Origin of the sequence: uncultured Pluralibacter sp., assembly GCF_913775985.1 — a bacterium.
Lineage (GTDB): Bacteria > Pseudomonadota > Gammaproteobacteria > Enterobacterales > Enterobacteriaceae > Pluralibacter.
This window is the reverse complement of record NZ_CAJYMB010000129.1, coordinates 1-17,022: the sequence shown is the minus strand read 5'-3', so window position 1 is coordinate 17,022 and position 17,022 is coordinate 1. Positions and strand designations below refer to the sequence as shown.

Annotated in this window: 18 protein-coding genes; 9 read left to right on the top strand and 9 right to left on the bottom strand. The window is 55.8% G+C overall.

Annotation, left to right across the window (positions count from 1 at the left end):
- Positions 1-66: 66 nt before the first annotated feature.
- Positions 67-702 carry a peptide-methionine (S)-S-oxide reductase MsrA gene (msrA, locus tag QZ766_RS15765; protein WP_297203554.1) on the top strand — a complete coding sequence of 212 codons (636 nt, stop codon included), beginning with the start codon at positions 67-69 and terminating at the stop codon, positions 700-702.
- Here msrA and QZ766_RS15760 read toward each other — a convergent pair.
- Positions 657-1,595 carry a LysR family transcriptional regulator gene (locus tag QZ766_RS15760; RefSeq protein ID WP_297203552.1) on the bottom strand — a complete coding sequence of 313 codons (939 nt, stop codon included), beginning with the start codon at positions 1,593-1,595 and terminating at the stop codon, positions 657-659. The genes msrA and QZ766_RS15760 overlap by 46 nt on opposite strands.
- A gap of 151 nt (positions 1,596-1,746) precedes the next feature.
- Here QZ766_RS15760 and QZ766_RS15755 point away from each other — a divergent pair, with 151 nt between their 5' ends.
- Both QZ766_RS15755 and QZ766_RS15750 read left to right on the top strand, forming a co-directional pair.
- Positions 1,747-2,184, top strand: coding sequence for a PACE efflux transporter (locus tag QZ766_RS15755; protein WP_297203550.1), 438 nt, complete (start codon positions 1,747-1,749; stop codon positions 2,182-2,184).
- Between the two features lie 215 nt (positions 2,185-2,399).
- Complete coding sequence (locus QZ766_RS15750; protein ID WP_297203548.1) at positions 2,400-3,737, top strand: hemolysin family protein; 1,338 nt, start codon at positions 2,400-2,402, stop codon at positions 3,735-3,737.
- A gap of 76 nt (positions 3,738-3,813) precedes the next feature.
- Here the strand turns inward: QZ766_RS15750 and QZ766_RS15745 are convergent, their stop codons facing one another.
- Complete coding sequence (locus QZ766_RS15745) at positions 3,814-4,020, bottom strand: DUF1107 domain-containing protein (protein WP_297203546.1); 207 nt, start codon at positions 4,018-4,020, stop codon at positions 3,814-3,816.
- 365 nt (positions 4,021-4,385) lie between these two features.
- On the opposite strand from QZ766_RS15745, the gene QZ766_RS15740 reads away from it, so the two are divergent.
- Positions 4,386-4,943 carry a YtfJ family protein gene (locus QZ766_RS15740; RefSeq protein ID WP_297203544.1) on the top strand — a complete coding sequence of 186 codons (558 nt, stop codon included), beginning with the start codon at positions 4,386-4,388 and terminating at the stop codon, positions 4,941-4,943.
- Here the strand turns inward: QZ766_RS15740 and cysQ are convergent.
- Positions 4,937-5,677 carry a 3'(2'),5'-bisphosphate nucleotidase CysQ gene (gene cysQ, locus QZ766_RS15735; RefSeq protein WP_297203542.1) on the bottom strand — a complete coding sequence of 247 codons (741 nt, stop codon included), beginning with the start codon at positions 5,675-5,677 and terminating at the stop codon, positions 4,937-4,939. The two genes, QZ766_RS15740 and cysQ, sit on opposite strands and share 7 nt — an antisense overlap.
- A gap of 186 nt (positions 5,678-5,863) precedes the next feature.
- Complete coding sequence (locus QZ766_RS15730; RefSeq protein ID WP_297203540.1) at positions 5,864-6,259, bottom strand: helix-turn-helix domain-containing protein; 396 nt, start codon at positions 6,257-6,259, stop codon at positions 5,864-5,866.
- A gap of 84 nt (positions 6,260-6,343) precedes the next feature.
- On the opposite strand from QZ766_RS15730, the gene QZ766_RS15725 reads away from it, so the two are divergent.
- From QZ766_RS15725 to QZ766_RS15715, 3 genes are all read left to right on the top strand, one after another.
- A complete protein-coding gene (locus QZ766_RS15725) occupies positions 6,344-7,192 on the top strand; it encodes an SDR family oxidoreductase (RefSeq protein WP_297203538.1) in 849 nt (282 codons plus the stop codon).
- A gap of 137 nt (positions 7,193-7,329) precedes the next feature.
- Positions 7,330-8,142 carry a winged helix-turn-helix domain-containing protein gene (locus QZ766_RS15720; protein WP_297203536.1) on the top strand — a complete coding sequence of 271 codons (813 nt, stop codon included), beginning with the start codon at positions 7,330-7,332 and terminating at the stop codon, positions 8,140-8,142.
- 1 nt (position 8,143) lies between these two features.
- Positions 8,144-8,644, top strand: coding sequence for a hypothetical protein (locus QZ766_RS15715; RefSeq protein ID WP_297203535.1), 501 nt, complete (start codon positions 8,144-8,146; stop codon positions 8,642-8,644).
- 36 nt (positions 8,645-8,680) lie between these two features.
- Here QZ766_RS15715 and QZ766_RS15710 read toward each other — a convergent pair whose 3' ends face one another.
- The 3 genes from QZ766_RS15710 to QZ766_RS15700 are packed head-to-tail and all read right to left on the bottom strand — an operon-like array spanning position 8,681 to position 12,512.
- Positions 8,681-9,175 carry a hypothetical protein gene (locus QZ766_RS15710; protein WP_297203533.1) on the bottom strand — a complete coding sequence of 165 codons (495 nt, stop codon included), beginning with the start codon at positions 9,173-9,175 and terminating at the stop codon, positions 8,681-8,683.
- Positions 9,176-9,193: 18 nt separating this feature from the next.
- Positions 9,194-11,740 (bottom strand): EAL domain-containing protein, encoded by a 2,547-nt coding sequence (locus QZ766_RS15705; RefSeq protein ID WP_297203531.1) that lies wholly within the window; start codon positions 11,738-11,740, stop codon positions 9,194-9,196.
- Position 11,741: 1 nt separating this feature from the next.
- On the bottom strand, positions 11,742-12,512 hold the full coding sequence (locus tag QZ766_RS15700; protein ID WP_297203529.1) for a GGDEF domain-containing protein: 771 nt from the start codon (positions 12,510-12,512) through the stop codon (positions 11,742-11,744).
- 904 nt (positions 12,513-13,416) lie between these two features.
- On the opposite strand from QZ766_RS15700, the gene QZ766_RS15695 reads away from it, so the two are divergent.
- Together QZ766_RS15695 and ytfE are read left to right on the top strand one after the other, a co-directional pair.
- On the top strand, positions 13,417-13,860 hold the full coding sequence (locus QZ766_RS15695) for a GNAT family N-acetyltransferase (RefSeq protein ID WP_297203528.1): 444 nt from the start codon (positions 13,417-13,419) through the stop codon (positions 13,858-13,860).
- A gap of 219 nt (positions 13,861-14,079) precedes the next feature.
- Entirely contained in the window at positions 14,080-14,742 is a 663-nt protein-coding gene (gene ytfE, locus QZ766_RS15690; protein WP_297203526.1) for an iron-sulfur cluster repair protein YtfE, read from the top strand.
- Between the two features lie 44 nt (positions 14,743-14,786).
- On the opposite strand, the gene cycA is transcribed toward ytfE, so the two are convergent.
- Together cycA and fklB are read right to left on the bottom strand one after the other, a co-directional pair.
- Entirely contained in the window at positions 14,787-16,190 is a 1,404-nt protein-coding gene (cycA, locus tag QZ766_RS15685) for a D-serine/D-alanine/glycine transporter (protein WP_297203524.1), read from the bottom strand.
- 293 nt (positions 16,191-16,483) lie between these two features.
- On the bottom strand, positions 16,484-17,022 hold a 539-nt coding region (gene fklB / locus QZ766_RS15680; protein ID WP_297203522.1), incomplete at its 5' end, for an FKBP-type peptidyl-prolyl cis-trans isomerase.

Sequence of the window (17,022 nt, the reverse complement as noted above, 5' to 3'; positions counted from 1 at the left end):
ATTGTGTTAAAACTGGCGCAACATGACAACCTCAACGCTATTTTCAATCCTCCAGGAGGCTACACCGTGAGTCTATTTGATAAAAAACACATTGTTGCTCAATCGGATGCGCTTCCAGGACGCAACACCCAGATGCCGGTTGCCACGCTGCACGCGGTGAACGGCCACTCCATGACCCACGTGCCCGAAGGCATGGCGGTCGCGTTGTTTGCGATGGGCTGCTTCTGGGGCGTCGAGCGCCTTTTCTGGCAGCAGCCCGGCGTTTACAGCACCGCGGCGGGCTACAGCGGCGGCTACACCCCAAACCCAACCTATCGTGAAGTGTGTTCCGGGCAAACCGGCCACGCCGAAGCCGTGCGGGTGGTCTACGATCCCGCGATTATCAGCTACGAGCAGCTGCTGCACCTGTTCTGGGAGAATCACGATCCGGCCCAGGGTATGCAGCAGGGTAACGATCGCGGCACCCAGTACCGCTCGGCTATTTATCCTCTGACCCCGGAGCAGGATGCCGCGGCTCAGGCCAGCCTGGCGCGCTATCAGGCAGCAATGAACGCCAGCAAGGATACCCGCACCATCACCACCGAGATTGCCTCCGCGAGGCCGTTCTACTACGCCGAAGACGATCATCAGCAGTATTTACATAAAAACCCGTATGGCTACTGCGCCCTGGGCGGTATCGGCGTTTGCCTGCCCCCGGAATGATTATCGTCGCCCGCGCCGCGTTGCATCAGCGCCACCAGCTCGCGGGCGGCCCGCTCCAGCGGCCGGTTTTTTAGCCACACCAGATGCATCGGCAAGCGTAGCGCATTATCGGTATTTTTAAACTTAAGCCTGACCAGCCGGCCCTGCTCCAGCAGGGGCTGCGTCAGGGAGAGCGGAAAGTTTCCCCATCCCAGCCCCGCTTCCACCATATTAAGCGCCGTGCTCAGGCTGTCGGTTTGCCAGAAAAACTCCGCCACCCGAGGGCGCAAATCGCTCACCGGCAGATCCCGGCTGGCCACCACGATCTGACGCACGTTAACCAGATCCTCAATAAACAGCTCGCCGTCCGTTTCGCGCCATGCCGGATGCTGCGGCGATAGCGTTGCCACCAGCGATTCACTGCCCACCAGCTGCAGCTGCTCCGCGCTGTTGACGCTCAGACCGCCGAACACCAGCCCCAGCGCGATACGCTGCTGGTGCAGCATATGCAGTACGTCATCCTGCGGGGCGGTAAGCACTTCGACATTCAGCAGGCTGTAACGTTCGGAGAGCTGGCGGATCCCCGCCAGCAGCGAAGCGCTGTTGATGTCCGCCGCCACGCCGATAGAGAGCGTGCTTTCCAGCCCCTGGGAAAGCTCAACCGCGTGGATCTGCAGCTGCTTGAGCTGGGCGGCGATAGCCCGGGCGTGCGGGGCAAGCGACAGCGCCAGCGGCGTCGGCACCGGTTCGCGCCGGCTGCGGTCAAACAGCTCGAAGCCCAGCTCGGCCTCCATGTTGGCAATGCCCATGCTCACTGCCGACGGCACGCGCCTGAGCGCCCGCGCCGCGGCGGAAAAGGAGCCGCGATCCAGTACGGCGAGAAAGAGCGCAATATTGTCGCTGGAAAAATTCATCAGGGAACCTGTTGTTTTCGCTGGCAGGAACTTTTAGGAAACGTCTCCCGCAGTGATCTGCCACCTGTCAATAAAACTGATATTAACTGACTTTTTCTGTCAGCGGTAATGACTGTATTGTAGCGCCCGCTGCTTATTACCGGAGAATGTCATGCAGGGTTTTAAACGAAAACTGGTCTACGTGACCGCCTATGAACTTATTGGCATGATGATCTCGGCCCTGGGACTGGCGCTGCTGTCCGGCCACAAGCCGGCCTCCACCGGCCCGCTGGCGATGATCATCACCACTATCGCCGTAAGCTGGAACTTTATTTATAACTACCTGTTCGAGTGGTGGGAGAGTCGCCAGGCCTCGCGCACCCGCACTTTTCGCCGCAGATTGCTGCACGCCGTTGGCTTCCAGCTGACGCTGGTGGTGTACCTTATCCCGCTTATCGCCTGGTGGATGAACGTCTCGCTGGTGCAGGCTTTCCTGCTGGATGCCGCGCTGATCGTGATAATCCCGTGCTACACCTTCGTGTATAACTGGATTTTTGACAAACTGTTCGGCCTGCCGGCCTCCGCGCTGCCCGCTACTGACGCAGCCTGACTTCACCACTTTTCCTGCTAATTCAGCGCCTGCTGCCGGGATAGCCCCGGCGGCAGGCGCAATAACGCCTTGTAGCAACTCCCCCCGCACTGCTGCTATACTCATCAGCGAAATCGCCGATCCACTGCCTTCGTATCGGTTTTTAGCGTCGTTCCACGCACACAACAATCATTAACTTCCCTTCCGAGGATCTGGCCTCATCGGCTAGATAAGATATGTTAAACAGTATTTTAGTAATACTTTGTCTCATCGGTATCAGCGCCTTCTTCTCTATGTCTGAGATCTCGCTCGCGGCTTCACGCAAAATCAAATTGAAACTGCTCGCGGACGAAGGCAACGAGAATGCGCAAAAAGTTCTGAAAATGCAGGAAAATCCCGGCATGTTCTTTACCGTGGTGCAGATTGGCCTTAACGCCGTCGCCATTCTCGGCGGTATCGTCGGCGATGCTGCGTTTTCACCGGCCTTTTACAGCGTGCTCAGCAGATACCTGCCGGCCGAGCTCTCCGAACAGCTGAGCTTCATTTTCTCCTTCGTCCTCGTCACCGGCCTGTTTATTCTGATTGCCGACCTCACGCCGAAACGCATCGGTATGATTGCGCCCGAAGCCGTCGCTTTGCGCATCATCAACCCGATGCGCTTCTGTCTGTCGGTATTCCGCCCGCTGGTGTGGTTCTTCAACGGCCTGGCAAACATGATTTTTCGCCTGTTCAAGCTGCCGATGGTGCGCAAAGACGACATCACTTCCGACGATATTTACGCGGTAGTGGAAGCCGGTGCCCTTGCAGGCGTGCTGCGCAAGCAGGAGCACGAGCTTATTGAGAACGTGTTCGAGCTGGAGTCGCGCACCGTGCCCTCCTCCATGACCTCGCGTGAAAACATCATCTGGTTCGATCTGCATGAAGACGAGGAGAGCCTGAAGAATAAGGTGGCGGAGCATCCGCACTCCAAATTTCTGGTCTGCAATGACGATATCGATCACATCATCGGCTACGTTGACTCTAAAGACCTGCTCAACCGCGTGCTGGCCAATCAGAGCCTGGCGCTCAACAGCGGCGTGCTGATCCGCAACACGCTGATCGTCCCGGATACGCTGACGCTCTCCGAAGCGCTGGAGAGCTTCAAAACCGCCGGGGAAGATTTCGCGGTGATCATGAACGAATACGCGCTGGTGGTGGGCATCATTACGCTGAATGACGTGATGACCACCCTGATGGGCGATCTGGTTGGCCAGGGCATGGAAGAGCAAATCGTCGCCCGCGACGAAAACTCATGGCTGGTTGACGGCGGCACGCCTATCGACGACGTGATGCGGGTTCTGGATATCGACGAGTTCCCGCAGTCCGGAAACTACGAAACCATTGGCGGCTTTATGATGTATATGCTGCGCAAAATTCCGAAGCGTACCGACGCGGTGAAGTTCTCCGGCTACAAGTTCGAAGTGGTGGATATTGATAACTACCGCATCGATCAGCTGCTGGTCACGCGCATCGATAACAAACCGGCCGCACTGACACCGACGCTGCCGGACGCCGAAGAGAAAACCCCGGCCTGATTTACCCGCTCCAGAAACGTTAACGGCTCCCATTGGGAGCCGTTTTGCTTTACTGCATAGCACTTGATACTGCGGGTTAAGCCATGTCTGTTTGCAGACGCATAACCTGACGGTTGATTTCGGACATCACAGACAGGTGCTGCTTATCCTTCACTTTCGGGATAAGGATCTTGCCCTTATCAAATTCGAAAGCGCCAACGTCCTTGATGTACAACCGTCCTCGGAACAGGATCTTTACGTACTTCGCCACCTGAAGCGGGTTGTACTTTTGGAAAATTTTCATTGTTATCTCCTGCTAAGTCTAACGCCCTTGTGCGACCACATTTGGTCTCACGTTAGGGGGCGCAAATTAATGCTCTGAAACTATAGACCAGATCTCACGGGACACCCAGTTTGTAGAAGTTTTTTTACTTTATGATGACAGAAAGTAAGAATTATCTTTTTTGATAGACCAGTTAGGCAGTATAAGTCGTCGTTTTTTCATCAGGATGTGCGCTCGCCCGCAAACTGGCACCGGCATTGCGGGAAAACGTGAGGATTGGCACATATGCTTAAGGTGACTTGATCAAGTGGTCGGATCACCTGCATACCCTTAATACTTCCGGTAACTCGAATTATTAAGGGTATTAAACCAATAAGGAATCACGCATGACCCTACGCAATCTGATGATACTGTCGAGCCTGCTGCTGCCGCTGATGGCCTCGGCGCATAATATTAAAACCGGGGAGCGCGTGCCGCCGGTGGGCGTTGCCGATCGCGGCGAGCTGGTTCTTGATAACAACGATTTTAGCTACAAGAAATGGAACAGCGCCCAGCTGCCAGGAAAAGTGAGAGTGGTGCAGCACATAGCCGGGCGCACCTCGGCAAAAGAGAAAAACGCGACGCTGGTCGAGGCCATTAAGTCGGCAAATCTCCCGCACGACAAATACCAGACCACGACCATCGTTAACACCGATGACGCGATCCCCGGCTCCAGCATGTTTGTGCGCAGCAGCATTGAGAGCAACAAGAAGCTCTATCCCTGGTCGCAGTTTATTGTTGATAGCGACGGGCTGGTTCGTCAGTCGTGGCAGCTTGAGGAAAAAGGTTCGGCGGTTATCGTGCTGGATAAAACCGGGCGCGTGCAGTGGGTAAAAGACGGCGCCCTTTCGCCGCAGGAAGTGCAGCAGGTTATCGCCCTGCTGCACAAGCTGCTGGCTCAGTAAAGCGACACCCGGAAGCCGGGATTGAGGAACGACTCGCGGGGCGTGTAATCCAGCGTTTTGCCCTGCCAGTCGTGCACCTGCGCCCCGGCGGCCACCGCCACGGCGTGTCCCGCCGCCGTATCCCAGACGTTGGTCGGCCCGAAGCGCGGATAGAGCTGCGCGTCACCTTCCGCCACCAGGCAAAATTTGAGCGACGATCCGATTGAAGTAGTTTGATGCTCTCCCAGCTGCTGCAGATACTCCTGCAGCTCGCCGTCAACGTGGGAGCGGCTAATCACCACCCGCGGCGGCCGGGCTTCGCGTACCTGGATTTGCTTGCGTATGCCGCACTCCTCTTTCCACGCTTTCCCTTCCGCCGCGCTGTACATCACCTTCAGTACCGGCGCGTAGACGACGCCCAGCACCGGCCTGCCGTTTTCAATCAACGCAATATTGACGGTAAATTCACCGTTGCGCTTGATGAACTCTTTCGTGCCGTCAAGGGGGTCCACCAGCCAGTAGCGATCCCAGGTCTGGCGCACGTCCCAGCCGGGCGGATCCTCTTCCGACAGCAGCGGAATATCCGGCGCCAGCGCCCGCAGCCCGCTGGCGATAACGTTGTGCGCGGCAATATCCGCCGCCGTCACCGGTGAGTCATCGGCCTTGCTGACCACGTCCATGGGCTGATGACCGTCGTAGACCTCCATGATGGCGTCTCCGGCCCGTCGCGCAAGCTCGCTTATCTGTTCTAACATATTCCACCTCGTCTGGTTGCTGCGGCGCTGGTGTACTGTTGTACTCCTGTTCCGTAGCCGCATTTACGCTATTCCGTCATCTCCTGCCCGATTCGCCGCAGCCAAATTTGCATCCGCTGGCCCGGCTAACAGCAGGATCTTGCTGATAATTAAGTTTAGCTTACGCCGCCGTGGGTGCGTCCAGGCTCAGGAAGAGGCATCGCTGCGCTGCTCGCGCTGCGCCATCACCGTCGGCAAATTGCTCTCTATCCAGTCCGCCAGCGCGCCCACTTTTTCGCTCACCTGCTCCCCGAGCGGCGTCAGGCTGTATTCAACGTGCGGCGGTACCACCGGCAGCGAAACGCGATTGATAAAGCCGTCGAGCTCCAGCGCCTGCAGCGACTGGGCCAGCATCTTTTCGCTGACGCCGCCCATCTTGCGCCGCAAATCGCTGAAACGGAACGTGCCTTCCCGCAGGGCCACAAGGATCAGCACGCCCCAGCGGCTGGTAACGTGTTTCAGCACATCCCGGGACGGGCACTGTTCGGCGAACAGATTCCCTTCGCGCATCATCTCCGTCAGGGTTTGATTTTGGCTATTCATACTTACCTTTGCGTGCGTACTTACTAAAAGTTAGTTTGAGTGTTAGCGTAACATAACATTCAGCAAGCACGAAGGAGTTACATTATGATCGCGATTACCGGTGCCACCGGCCAGCTCGGCCAGCTCGCTATTGAAGCCCTGCTCGCCAGCCATCCTGCCAGCCAGCTGGTCGCCATTGCGCGCGACCCGCAAAAAGCAAAGAGCCTGAGCGATAAGGGAATTCTGGTACGCAAAGCCGACTACGCGGATAAAGCCGCACTGACCGCCGCGCTGAAAGGCGTGAGCAAGCTGCTGCTGATCTCCGGTAGCGAAATCGGCCAGCGCGAGTCCCAGCACCGCAATATTATCGAAGCGGCAAAAGCGGCGGGCGTAAAATTTATTGCCTACACCAGCCTGCTGCACGCCGATCGCTCCCCGCTGCTGCTGCACGTTGAGCACGTGGCGACGGAGAAGATGCTGGCCGAGGCCGGTATTCCCTACACCCTGCTGCGCAACGGCTGGTACACCGAAAACTATCTCGCCAGCATCCCGCCGGCGCTTGAGCACGGCGTATTTATCGGCGCCGCTGCCGACGGCAAAATCTCCGCTGCGCCCCGTGCCGACTATGCCGCCGCCGCCGCCCGCGTGCTGAGCGAAGAAGGTCACGCTGGCAAAACTTACGAGCTGGCAGGCGACAACGCGTGGACGCTGGGCGACTTCGTTGAGGAGCTGAGCCAGCAGAGCGGGAAGAAAGTGGTGTATCAGAATATGAAAGCCGATGACTTTGCCGCTGCCCTGAAGAGCGTCGGCCTGCCGGACGGTCTCGCCGAGGTGCTGGCCGACTCCGACAGCGGCGCGGCGAAAGGCGCTCTGTTTGACGACAGCCGCGAGCTTAGCAAACTGCTCCACCGCCCGACCACGCCGCTGTCGAAAAGCATCAAATCTGCGCTCTGATGACGCGCAGCGCGGTGGCTCCGGGGGCCGCCGCGTCTGTGGACAACAAAATTGCAGTATCCGACCGTTATTATTGATAGGTTTTGCGGCGGGCGATTATACTTCTGGCACAATTATTCTTAACGCCTGGTATTTTCGTGGTCTATCGAATCAATCGAACCGTCATCTATAACCCGGATGACGGCACTCTCACTCTTGTTGATGATAGTGACCAGGACTGCGTGGGTGAAATCTCCCTTACGCCCACCGCCAATCGCCTGTTGCACCTGCTCATCATGCACCAGGGCAGCGTAATCGAGCGTGAAGCGCTGCTGGAGCACGTCTGGGATAACTACGGCCTTAAATCCTCCAACAACAGCCTTAATCAGTACGTCAGCATGCTGCGGCGAAATTTTGCCGATCTCGGGCTGGAAGAGGCGGCGATTGTGACGGTACCGCGCACCGGCTTTATGTTCAGCCAGGATCTGGAGATTGTCACCGAGGCTGGCCAATCGCCTCCGGTAAGTCCGCCACCGTTGAGCGCGCCCGCGCCAGACATCTCGCCGCTTTCCGCTCCCGAACCGCAGCCGCCGTCCGCCCGCCGCACGTCAAAAGCCCGGCTGCTGCTGGCGGCGCTGGCGCTGGTGACCGTCGCCAACCTCGGCTACCTCCTCTACCACATGCTGGGCGCGGAGCACGTATCCTACGAGGCGCGCTATCTGACCGGAGAGCTTCACGGCTGCCCGGTTTACAGCTTCTACCGCTCCAGCGCAAACACGCATAAAGCCACTCTTGCGGAGGTGGAACATCAGATGAAGCTATCCGATCTCAGCTGCCCGGCCGGCAGCGAAATCTACTACCGCCTGCAGGACGCGCCCGACGACCGGCCAACGCCGATCCCGTTTGTTTCCGTATGCTATCCGCTGGCGGACGGCCGCTACGCCAAATGCCACAGCAGCTATGCCTATTAAGATGAAAATAACCAAAAAGAGAGTGATGCTGGCGCTTCTGGCCGCCAACGTGATGCTGGGCGGCGCGCTGTGGCTAACCCGCGCGGACAGACAGCCCGGCACGCTTAACTTCTTATGCGAATCGACGCTGTCGGTGACGCGCGCCAAAGACCCGGACAATAAAAGCTTCAAGTTTGAAGGGACGGTGCTGGTGCGCTTTAAGTCGGACAACACCGGCTACCTGTGGCTGCTGGGCAGCGCCGATTACGGCACCGCACAAACCAACGTGGCGCGGGAAGTGGCGTTTACCTACCGGTCGAAAGATGAGGACGGGATCTACGCCATCACACCTACTGCGCAAAACGTCACCCCGCGGGATAACACGCCCGGCGTGCTTATTGAACGCCAGCTTATCGGCACGCCAGGTAAGGTCAGCAGCTACGTGGTGCGCCAGGCGAATGCCAACACCTACAGCATCGGCAGTATCTATACGCCGTTCATGATGTGCGTTGACCGCGCCTAGCCCGGCAGCGGCGTGCCGGGCACTGACAGTTGAGAACTAGCGGCAGATGGCTTTAGTGATTGCCGGGGAGGCATTGGCCATGTTCGGGTCGCGGCCCGGCTCAACGAAGAATGGCGTAATCTGGTTTTTGGCGCGGTTCTGTCCGTCCTGATCCAGCACGAGGAACGTCGAGCAAAAGTAGTGGCTGCTGCCCTGGCTGTAGCGCCAGGTTTTGCCGAAGCGGAAATTCACGTCGTCTTTGGCGTTAGCCATCGCGCTGGTTACGGTATCTGAGCTGCCGAACTTTGAGAAAAACGCGGCAATATCTTTGATGTAGCCGCGGCGAAACTGCTGCTGAACCTGCGCGGTTTCTGCGGCGGTCGCCGCCTGCTTGTGCCATTCGCCCTCGCGATACTTTTGCGTGTCGGCGGTAAGGGCTTTATCTTCATCCATCATGTAGCTGATGCCGTTCCAGGCGTGGTAGTACCCGCACGACGACAGCGATGAAGCCAGTAAAATCGCCGCAGCGGGCTTAAGAAAACGATAACTCATTAAAGCGTGTCTCTTGTTCTAGTGTTCAGGAAGAGAGGCGGGCCACTCTTCAAACGGCACCGGACGGCTAAAGTAGTAGCCCTGCGCCTTGGTACAGCCCATTCCCCTCAGTTTTTCCAGCACCTGCGCCGTCTCGACACCTTCGGCGATGAGCGGTACGCCAAAGCCTTCGGCAATACGGATCACTGCCGAAATAATCGAGGCGTTACGCTCGTTGTGTTCGACATCCATCACAAAGTTGCGGTCGATTTTTAAGGTGTCGAACTCCAGCTTGTGCAGCCAGGAGAGGCTCGAAAATCCGGAGCCGAAATCATCAATCGCGATAGTGATGCCGGCGCTGCGCAGTGCGGAAAGCGTCTCTTTTAATTCGAGATAGCCGTTGATCATACTCGTCTCAGTAATTTCGATACTGATATTGTGCGGATTAAGGCCGCTGGCCTTAATGGTGCTGAGGATGAACTGGCAGTAATCGGGCTGGGAGAGTTCCACATTAGAGGCGTTGACGTGTAGCTTAAAATGCGCCGCGCACAGGCCGCTGCCGATGCGCGCGCCCAGCTCCCGGCACGCCTGGGAGAAGATCCAGCGCCCGAGCTGGATAATATAGCCGGACTCTTCGGCAATCTGGATAAACAGATCCGGACGCACCATGCCCAGCTCGGCGTTATTCCAGCGCACCAGGCATTCGGCTTCGTTAACCTCCGGCTGACCGAGCGTGACGATCGGCTGATAGACGAGATACAGCTCGTTATTCGGGATCGCACCGTAGAGCTGGTTAAGCATAGAGATGTTATTCAGCGCCTGCTCTCGCAGCCCTTCGTCATACAGGCAGCTGTTGCCGCTGCGCCGGTGGCGGGCGGCCTGGTGCGCAATGCTGGCGTTGGTCATCGCCGCCGGCAGAGAGCAGCCTTCCGTGCACTTAACGACCCCGACATAGCCGACAAAAACGAAGCGGCTGGTGGTGTATTCGGTTTCAGCCAGCTGCATCAAATCCATCATCCGCGCGCTGAGTTCCGCTATCTGCTGGGGATCTTTGTTGGGGCAGCAAATAATCAGCCGGTCTACCGCGTCGCGCACCAGCACCGTATCCCCCGGGAACAGGCGATAAATGAACTGAATGAAAGCATCGAGATAGCGTGAAACGTACTCGCTGCCAAGGTTGTTGAAGTTGGTTTGCAGATTGCTCAGGCTCACCAGCGCCATCACGCCGTAAAACTGGCGATCTTCACCAAATTCAGAGATCAGGCCTTTGCGGGTAAACAGGCCCGTGTCGCTGTCGATGTTGATCTGATCTTCGAGTCGGGCGAAAGCGCTATCCAGATCCCGCGCCATGCGGTGCAGGGCATTATCCAGCGTATTGATCTCATTAAATGACCAGCCTTCGCTATGCTCGATTTTGCGGGTGTGGGCAATCTGCGGCGCCTGTTCGGCAATACGGCGCAGCGGGTTCACAATCACCGAAAGAATGCGGTGCGCCAGCAGGCCGCCAATCAGCACCAGCAGGCAGACGATAAAAATAGTCATCTCGCGATAGCCGCTTACCGATCCCAGCAGCTCGTTTTTGGAAACCAGCACCACCATGTGCCAGCCGCGCAGCTTCACCGCGTCGCCAACCTGAATAACTTTGCTGTAGTAGCGGGTGCCGTCGATCTCGATGGAGTTGATTTTGCTGTCGCCGCTTTGCAGAAAGCGGGCTGAGGCTCTGACCACCGGATCGGCGCTGTCCTGCACCAGCGGCAGGCCCATCCCGTTCTGCTCGGCCAGCCCCTGCCCCACTTCGCCACGAAGCAGGCGCGATTCGGAGGCGGCAATGATCTGCTGCCTGTCGTTCACCAGATAGATAAGGCTGTGCTGGGTGGCGGTGAGGCTTGCCAGATAGCGGTTGAGGCGGCTGAGCCGCAGGTCGCTGGAGATAACGCCGATATAGCGTCCACTTTTGTCTGTTACCGGCGAGCTGTAGGAGATACTGACGCCCGACTCGGAGTTAACATCGCGGTAGGCGTTGGTCCATTCAGGATGGCGGGACTGGTTGACCTGGCGAAACCAGGGGCGATCGAAGAGGTTATAGTTGTCAACGGAGTAGAGGATCGGGCTATTAGAGGAGCCGTCTTTATAAAAAACCAGCTTATTCTGCGTATGATGATTTTTCTTTATCTGAAACGTCCAGTTGGTCTCCAGATCGCGGGAGAAGCCGACATAGTCTCCGTCGACGCTGCCGAACGCGATAGAGCTCAGCAGCGAGTCGCGAGTAAAGCTCTGGGTCATGAGCTTGTAGAGATAGTCGCGGATCTGGTCAAAGCTGGCGTCTTTCTCCCGGTAGTCCAGCGTCTTCACGAAAATACCGGTTACCGAATTGGCCTGCTGGGGAATATTGAGGTAGTAATTCAGCGCGTTGCGCACCGCCTCGCCCCGGGTATCAATGATGCGCTCGCTCATCACATTCAGAGTTTCATTTTCGCGATACAGCTGAATGTAAAGCACACCGGAAATCATGATCAGCGAAAGTACGAAGAACACCGTAAAAATTGTGCTGCGCAGAGATAACCGGATGTTGTTGAGCCACTTCATGCTACTCGTCTCCCATCGTCAGGGTATTTTTACCTTTCTTTTTAGACGCGTACAGATTCAGATCGGCCTGATGCAGAGCCATCTCTACGTTGCCATCACAGCGGGCCAGCCCCATGGAAATCGACGGCGTCAGCACGCCGTTGTCCGGCAGCTGAATCTCCAGCTCGTTGATTTTTTCCAGCAGGCGGCTGGAGGCGGTTTGCGCCCCGACGCGATCGGTTTTAAAAAGAAAGATTGAGAATTCGTCGCCGCCCATGCGCACTACAAAATCGTACTCGCGCAGGTGCAGCTTCATCTGGTTGGTGCATTCCTGCAGAACCCGATCGCCAAAGGCATGCCCCCAGGTATCATTGATGGTTTTGAAGTTATCAATGTCCATCGCGAGGATGTAGCAAACTTCTTCAGTGTCGCGCAGTTTAGACAGGTAGCGGCGATTATAGACGCCGGTGAGCGGATCGATCATAAAATTGCCGCGCAGTCTTCGCAGAGAGTAGAAATAGTAGACAGACTGCACGCTGCGCAGCAGTGCCATTAATGTGGGGATAAGGATCAAAATCAGCAGCTGGCGGCTATATACCTCACGCGTCTGGTTCATATAACTGCGGGCCAGCTGCGGAAATTGATTATTATTGACGCCAATATCGTCATACAGTCCGTGAATATCTTTGTCGCGCGTCTTGAGATAGATATTTTCTGCAAAATGCTCTTCCTCATACTTCAGGGCACTGCTGATATCGGCATCAAAAATACGTTTTACGTATCCGTTGTACAAAGAAGTCACATTTTTTTGATAAGCAGTATCGGTGTTACCATGAAGATAAATAACATCGTTAACTTTTGTTAAAAACTCTGACTTCATAATGGATACATTGAGAATACTTTCCATATCGCTGTTCATTCTCTCAATCCGTGAGTAAAACATAGCAAAGCAAACCAGACTGACTATCAGTGTAGTAAAGGTAAGCAGATGATGCAGGCTTGATGCATAGCCAGGGGTATCGTTAGATAGCTTCATAACTCGATCACATTAAGTAAAGGGTTGTGGTTCATTCCTGGCCCAGTCTGGCTTTGAGTGCTGGCCCGGCGATTTTCCACCGGCAAGCGCATCATCGCTCCCTGAATCATTGCAGGGCAATGTTCACAATCCCAACGTTAGCAGTCAAAAAACTAAATAGATATTTATATTGATAATATCAAAATAAATAGAATTTAAAACCATTAAATTGCGGTTTTTATATAGAATAAAACCATTAATTTGACAAAACTCAGAACATTACGCAATGCATAAATATTAACACTCATCCTACAATTGAGGAACGTTTCAGAAGAATATCTAACATTTCCTGCGGAAGACGGGTGCCTTATCCAGTTTGTGCTATGGTTTAACATGGACAGAAAAAATCGCGCGGTGTTGCCGCAGCGATAGGTTAACAGCCGGTGCTAAAAAGACAGGCCGAATAAAGCATTAAAGGCAAACAAAAGCATTTGTATAACAAATAAATGCTCTTGAATTTAAAAACACAAGAGCTTATTTAAAATAAACAAACCGCACACTGTAAATAATTCATTCCCGTTCTGCATAGATTGACTTACAGAAACAAATTGATACGTTCCTGACTTTGTTTTCTCATCATCCGGAATATAATCGCTCCATCATTGTGAAAGAGGCATTCCCCATGAAAATATATCAGGCTCAACCTCAGGACGTAGATAAAGTCCTGCCGCTGTATCTTGGCTATCGTCGTTTTTATCAGGTTGAAGAAAAACCTGAGCAGAGCCGCGACTTTCTGCTGAAGCGCCTGCAGTTAAAAGAGTCCGTTATTTTCTTTGCAGAATCTGAAGGCAAAGTGGTCGGCTTTACCCAGCTGTACCCGCTGTTCTGCTCGCTGGAAATGAAGCGTATCTGGCTGCTGTACGATCTGTTTGTTGACGAGTCCGCGCGCAAGCACGGTGTTGCCCAGCAGCTGATCGAACGCGCTGAGCAGCTGGCTAACGAGTCCGACTCCGCATTTATCATGCTGGCTACCGCCACCGACAACACTAAGGCCCAGGCGCTTTACGAGCGTAACGGCTTCGTACGCGATACCGACTTCTTCACGTACAACAAATTCCTGAAATAATCCGCAGGAGCCGCCGCGATATGCGGCATTCCCACAAGGTGTCGGCGTCAGGCAGGCGCGTTGTGGGAGTCTCCTCATCAGCCTCCGCTCTTCTCAAGCCCCCTCGCAGTCAACTTCAGCCTGCAACACCTGAACGTCCCGCTATCCCGAAGAGGTATTCCTTTTCTTTAAAGGTGTATTTAAAATGCATCTTATAATTCAGAAATAGAGGTAATCCCCATGTCCCTTCGTGATAAACCCCTCGGCGAGCTGGCACTCGCTATACCACGCGCATCCGCACTGTTTCGTCAATACGATATGGACTACTGCTGCGGCGGTAAACAAACTCTGGCCCGCGCCGCCGAGCGCAAAGCGCTGGACGTTGCCGCTATTGAGGCTGAGCTGGCGGCCCTTGCCGAACAGCCTCTCGACAAAGACTGGCGCGTGGCACCGCTCAACGAGATCATCGACCACGTCATCGTGCGCTACCACGATCGCCACCGCGAGCAGCTGCCGGAACTTATCCTGCAGGCTACCAAAGTGGAACGCGTACATGCCGAAAAGCCCAGCGTACCGCGCGGGTTAACTAAGTACCTTACCGCCCTGCACCAGGAGCTCTCCAGCCACATGATGAAAGAGGAGCAGATCCTGTTTCCGATGATCCGCCAGGGCATGGGCGCGCAGGCCGGTGGGCCGATTAGCGTGATGGAAAGCGAGCACGATGAAGCCGGCGAGCTGGTCGAGGTCATTAAGCACATCACCAACAACGTTACGCCGCCGCCGGAAGCCTGTACCACCTGGAAAGCGATGTATAACGGGATCAATGAAATGATTGATGATTTGATGGAGCACATCAGCCTGGAAAACAACGTGCTGTTTCCGCGGGCGCTGGCGGGAGAATAGAGGCAGGAGGAGCCCTTTGCCTTCAGGCAAAGGGCTCAGTTGAATTACTTCGCGAGGCGCTTTCTGCCGGCAAACAGCCAGCCGGCGCCGAGCACAATAAACCACAGCGGCGTCACGATCAGCGCCTGGCGGGTATCCGCTTCCAGCGTCAGCAGCACAATCACAAACGCAAAAAACGCCATGCACGCCCAGCACATAAACTTGCCGAGCGGCATTTTGTATTTCGACGCGGCGTGCAGCTGCGGACGGCGCTTGCGGTACACCAGGTACGAGCAGAGGATAATCGTCCACACGAACATGAACAGGATCGCCGATACTGTAGTGATCATGGTAAAGGCGGAAATGGCGCTCGGGTTCACGTACAGCATCACCACGCCGCCCAGCAGGCAGATACAGGAGAAAGTCAGGCCTTTCGCCGGCACCGCGCGTTTCGAGAGCATTGCAAAGGCTTTCGGCGCCATCTTTTCCTGCGCCAGACCAAACAACATGCGGCTGGTAGAGAACACGCCGCTGTTGGCCGATGAGGCCGCCGAAGTCAGTACCACAAAGTTGATGATGCTGGCCGCCGCCGGCAGACCCACCAGCACGAACAGCTCGACGAACGGGCTCTTCTCCGGCACGACCGAACTCCACGGCGTCACGGACATAATCACGATCAGCGCAAAGACGTAGAACATAATGATGCGCACAGGAATAGAGTTGATGGCGCGCGGCAGCGACGTCTCCGGATCTTTGGTTTCCGCCGCGGTGGTGCCCACCAGCTCAATGCCGACAAAGGCAAACACGGCTATCTGGAACCCGGCAAAGAAGCCGCTGATGCCTTTCGGGAACCAGCCGCCGTCGTTCCACAGGTGCGCAAAGGAGGCTTCTGTTCCTGTTGGGGAGGTAAAATGCGTCAGCACCATCACCAGACCCACGATAATCAGCCCCACGATGGCGACAATCTTGATCATCGCAAACCAGAACTCCATCTCGCCAAACATTTTAACGGTGGCGAGGTTCAGGCCCAGCAGCAGCACAATCACCGCCAGCGAAGCCACCCAGTCGGAGAGGCCGGGAAACCAGAACTGCGCGTAGGACGTTATTGCCACCACGTCGGCCATGCCGGTCACCACCCAGCAAAACCAGTAGGTCCAGCCGGTAAAGTAGCCCGCCCACGGGCCGAGCAGATCGGAGGCAAAATCGCTGAACGATTTATATTCCAGATTAGACAGCAGCAGCTCGCCCATCGCACGCATCACGAAGAACAGCATAAAGCCGATAATCATATAAACGAAGATTATCGACGGCCCGGCAAGGCTAATAGTTTTACCCGACCCCATAAACAGCCCGGTGCCGATAGCACCGCCAATTGCAATAAGCTGAATATGCCGGTTGGTGAGATTGCGCCGTAGCGACTGTTCAGTCGCCGCGCCTTCAGAGGCGGCAACTTTTACCTGATCGACCATGTATTTTTCCTGTTATTCATGTTGTGTTGTACAGGCTCTGCGGCCTTTAGCGATCCTGGAAATAAGGATGCATCGATAGTAGGTAAGATTCGGCGGGATGAATACTCTGTTTTTATTATTATGTTAACGATATGTATAAAGTGAGTGTTATATCACTGTGCGATAGCGAAACAGCTAACAAAAATACACCCATGCCGCGCTAATGCAACATAAGATGCCGGTCGGTTTATAAATTAACAATTTTGTACTGAAGTTACTCTCCTTTTCCGCGTCCGGAAAAGGAGAGTCGGGTCTTACAGAATGTCGAGCAGCTCGACTTCAAAGACCAGGGTGCTGAACGGCGGGATAGACGCGCCAGCGCCGCGCTCGCCGTAAGCCAGATCCTGCGGAATGACCAGCTCCCACTTGGAGCCTACCGGCATCAGGGTCAGGGCTTCGATCCAGCCGGCGATAACGCCGTTAACCGGGAACTCAGCCGGTTCGCCGCGGGCTACGGAGCTGTCGAACACGGTACCGTCAATCAGCTTGCCGGTGTAGTGAACGCGCACGCGATCGGTACGAGCCGGGATCGGGCCTTCGCCCTGGGTCAGCACGCGGAACTGCAGGCCGGATTCGGTGCTGCTCACGCCCTCTTTCTCGCGGTTTTCTTCCAGATATTTCACGCCGTCGGCTGCCATTGATGCAAAGCGCTCGCGGCGTACCGCGTCGGCGCGCTCGTGGATTTCACGCAGGGCGCGGTGCACTACATCTACCGGCACCTGCGGCTGCTTGCCTTCCAGCGCGTCGGCAATACCAGCCACCAGCGCCTCCGGCAGCAGGCCCTGCAGGCCGG

Coding starts and splice junctions, on each gene's coding strand:
- QZ766_RS15760 (WP_297203552.1), bottom strand. CDS start 1,595: ATGAATTTTTCCAGCGACAATATTGCGCTCTTTCTCGCCGTACTGGAT.
- QZ766_RS15755 (WP_297203550.1), top strand. CDS start 1,747: ATGCAGGGTTTTAAACGAAAACTGGTCTACGTGACCGCCTATGAACTT.
- QZ766_RS15750 (WP_297203548.1), top strand. CDS start 2,400: ATGTTAAACAGTATTTTAGTAATACTTTGTCTCATCGGTATCAGCGCC.
- QZ766_RS15745 (WP_297203546.1), bottom strand. CDS start 4,020: ATGAAAATTTTCCAAAAGTACAACCCGCTTCAGGTGGCGAAGTACGTA.
- QZ766_RS15740 (WP_297203544.1), top strand. CDS start 4,386: ATGACCCTACGCAATCTGATGATACTGTCGAGCCTGCTGCTGCCGCTG.
- cysQ (WP_297203542.1), bottom strand. CDS start 5,677: ATGTTAGAACAGATAAGCGAGCTTGCGCGACGGGCCGGAGACGCCATC.
- QZ766_RS15730 (WP_297203540.1), bottom strand. CDS start 6,259: ATGAATAGCCAAAATCAAACCCTGACGGAGATGATGCGCGAAGGGAAT.
- QZ766_RS15725 (WP_297203538.1), top strand. CDS start 6,344: ATGATCGCGATTACCGGTGCCACCGGCCAGCTCGGCCAGCTCGCTATT.
- QZ766_RS15715 (WP_297203535.1), top strand. CDS start 8,144: ATGAAAATAACCAAAAAGAGAGTGATGCTGGCGCTTCTGGCCGCCAAC.
- QZ766_RS15710 (WP_297203533.1), bottom strand. CDS start 9,175: ATGAGTTATCGTTTTCTTAAGCCCGCTGCGGCGATTTTACTGGCTTCA.
- QZ766_RS15705 (WP_297203531.1), bottom strand. CDS start 11,740: ATGAAGTGGCTCAACAACATCCGGTTATCTCTGCGCAGCACAATTTTT.
- QZ766_RS15695 (WP_297203528.1), top strand. CDS start 13,417: ATGAAAATATATCAGGCTCAACCTCAGGACGTAGATAAAGTCCTGCCG.
- ytfE (WP_297203526.1), top strand. CDS start 14,080: ATGTCCCTTCGTGATAAACCCCTCGGCGAGCTGGCACTCGCTATACCA.
- cycA (WP_297203524.1), bottom strand. CDS start 16,190: ATGGTCGATCAGGTAAAAGTTGCCGCCTCTGAAGGCGCGGCGACTGAA.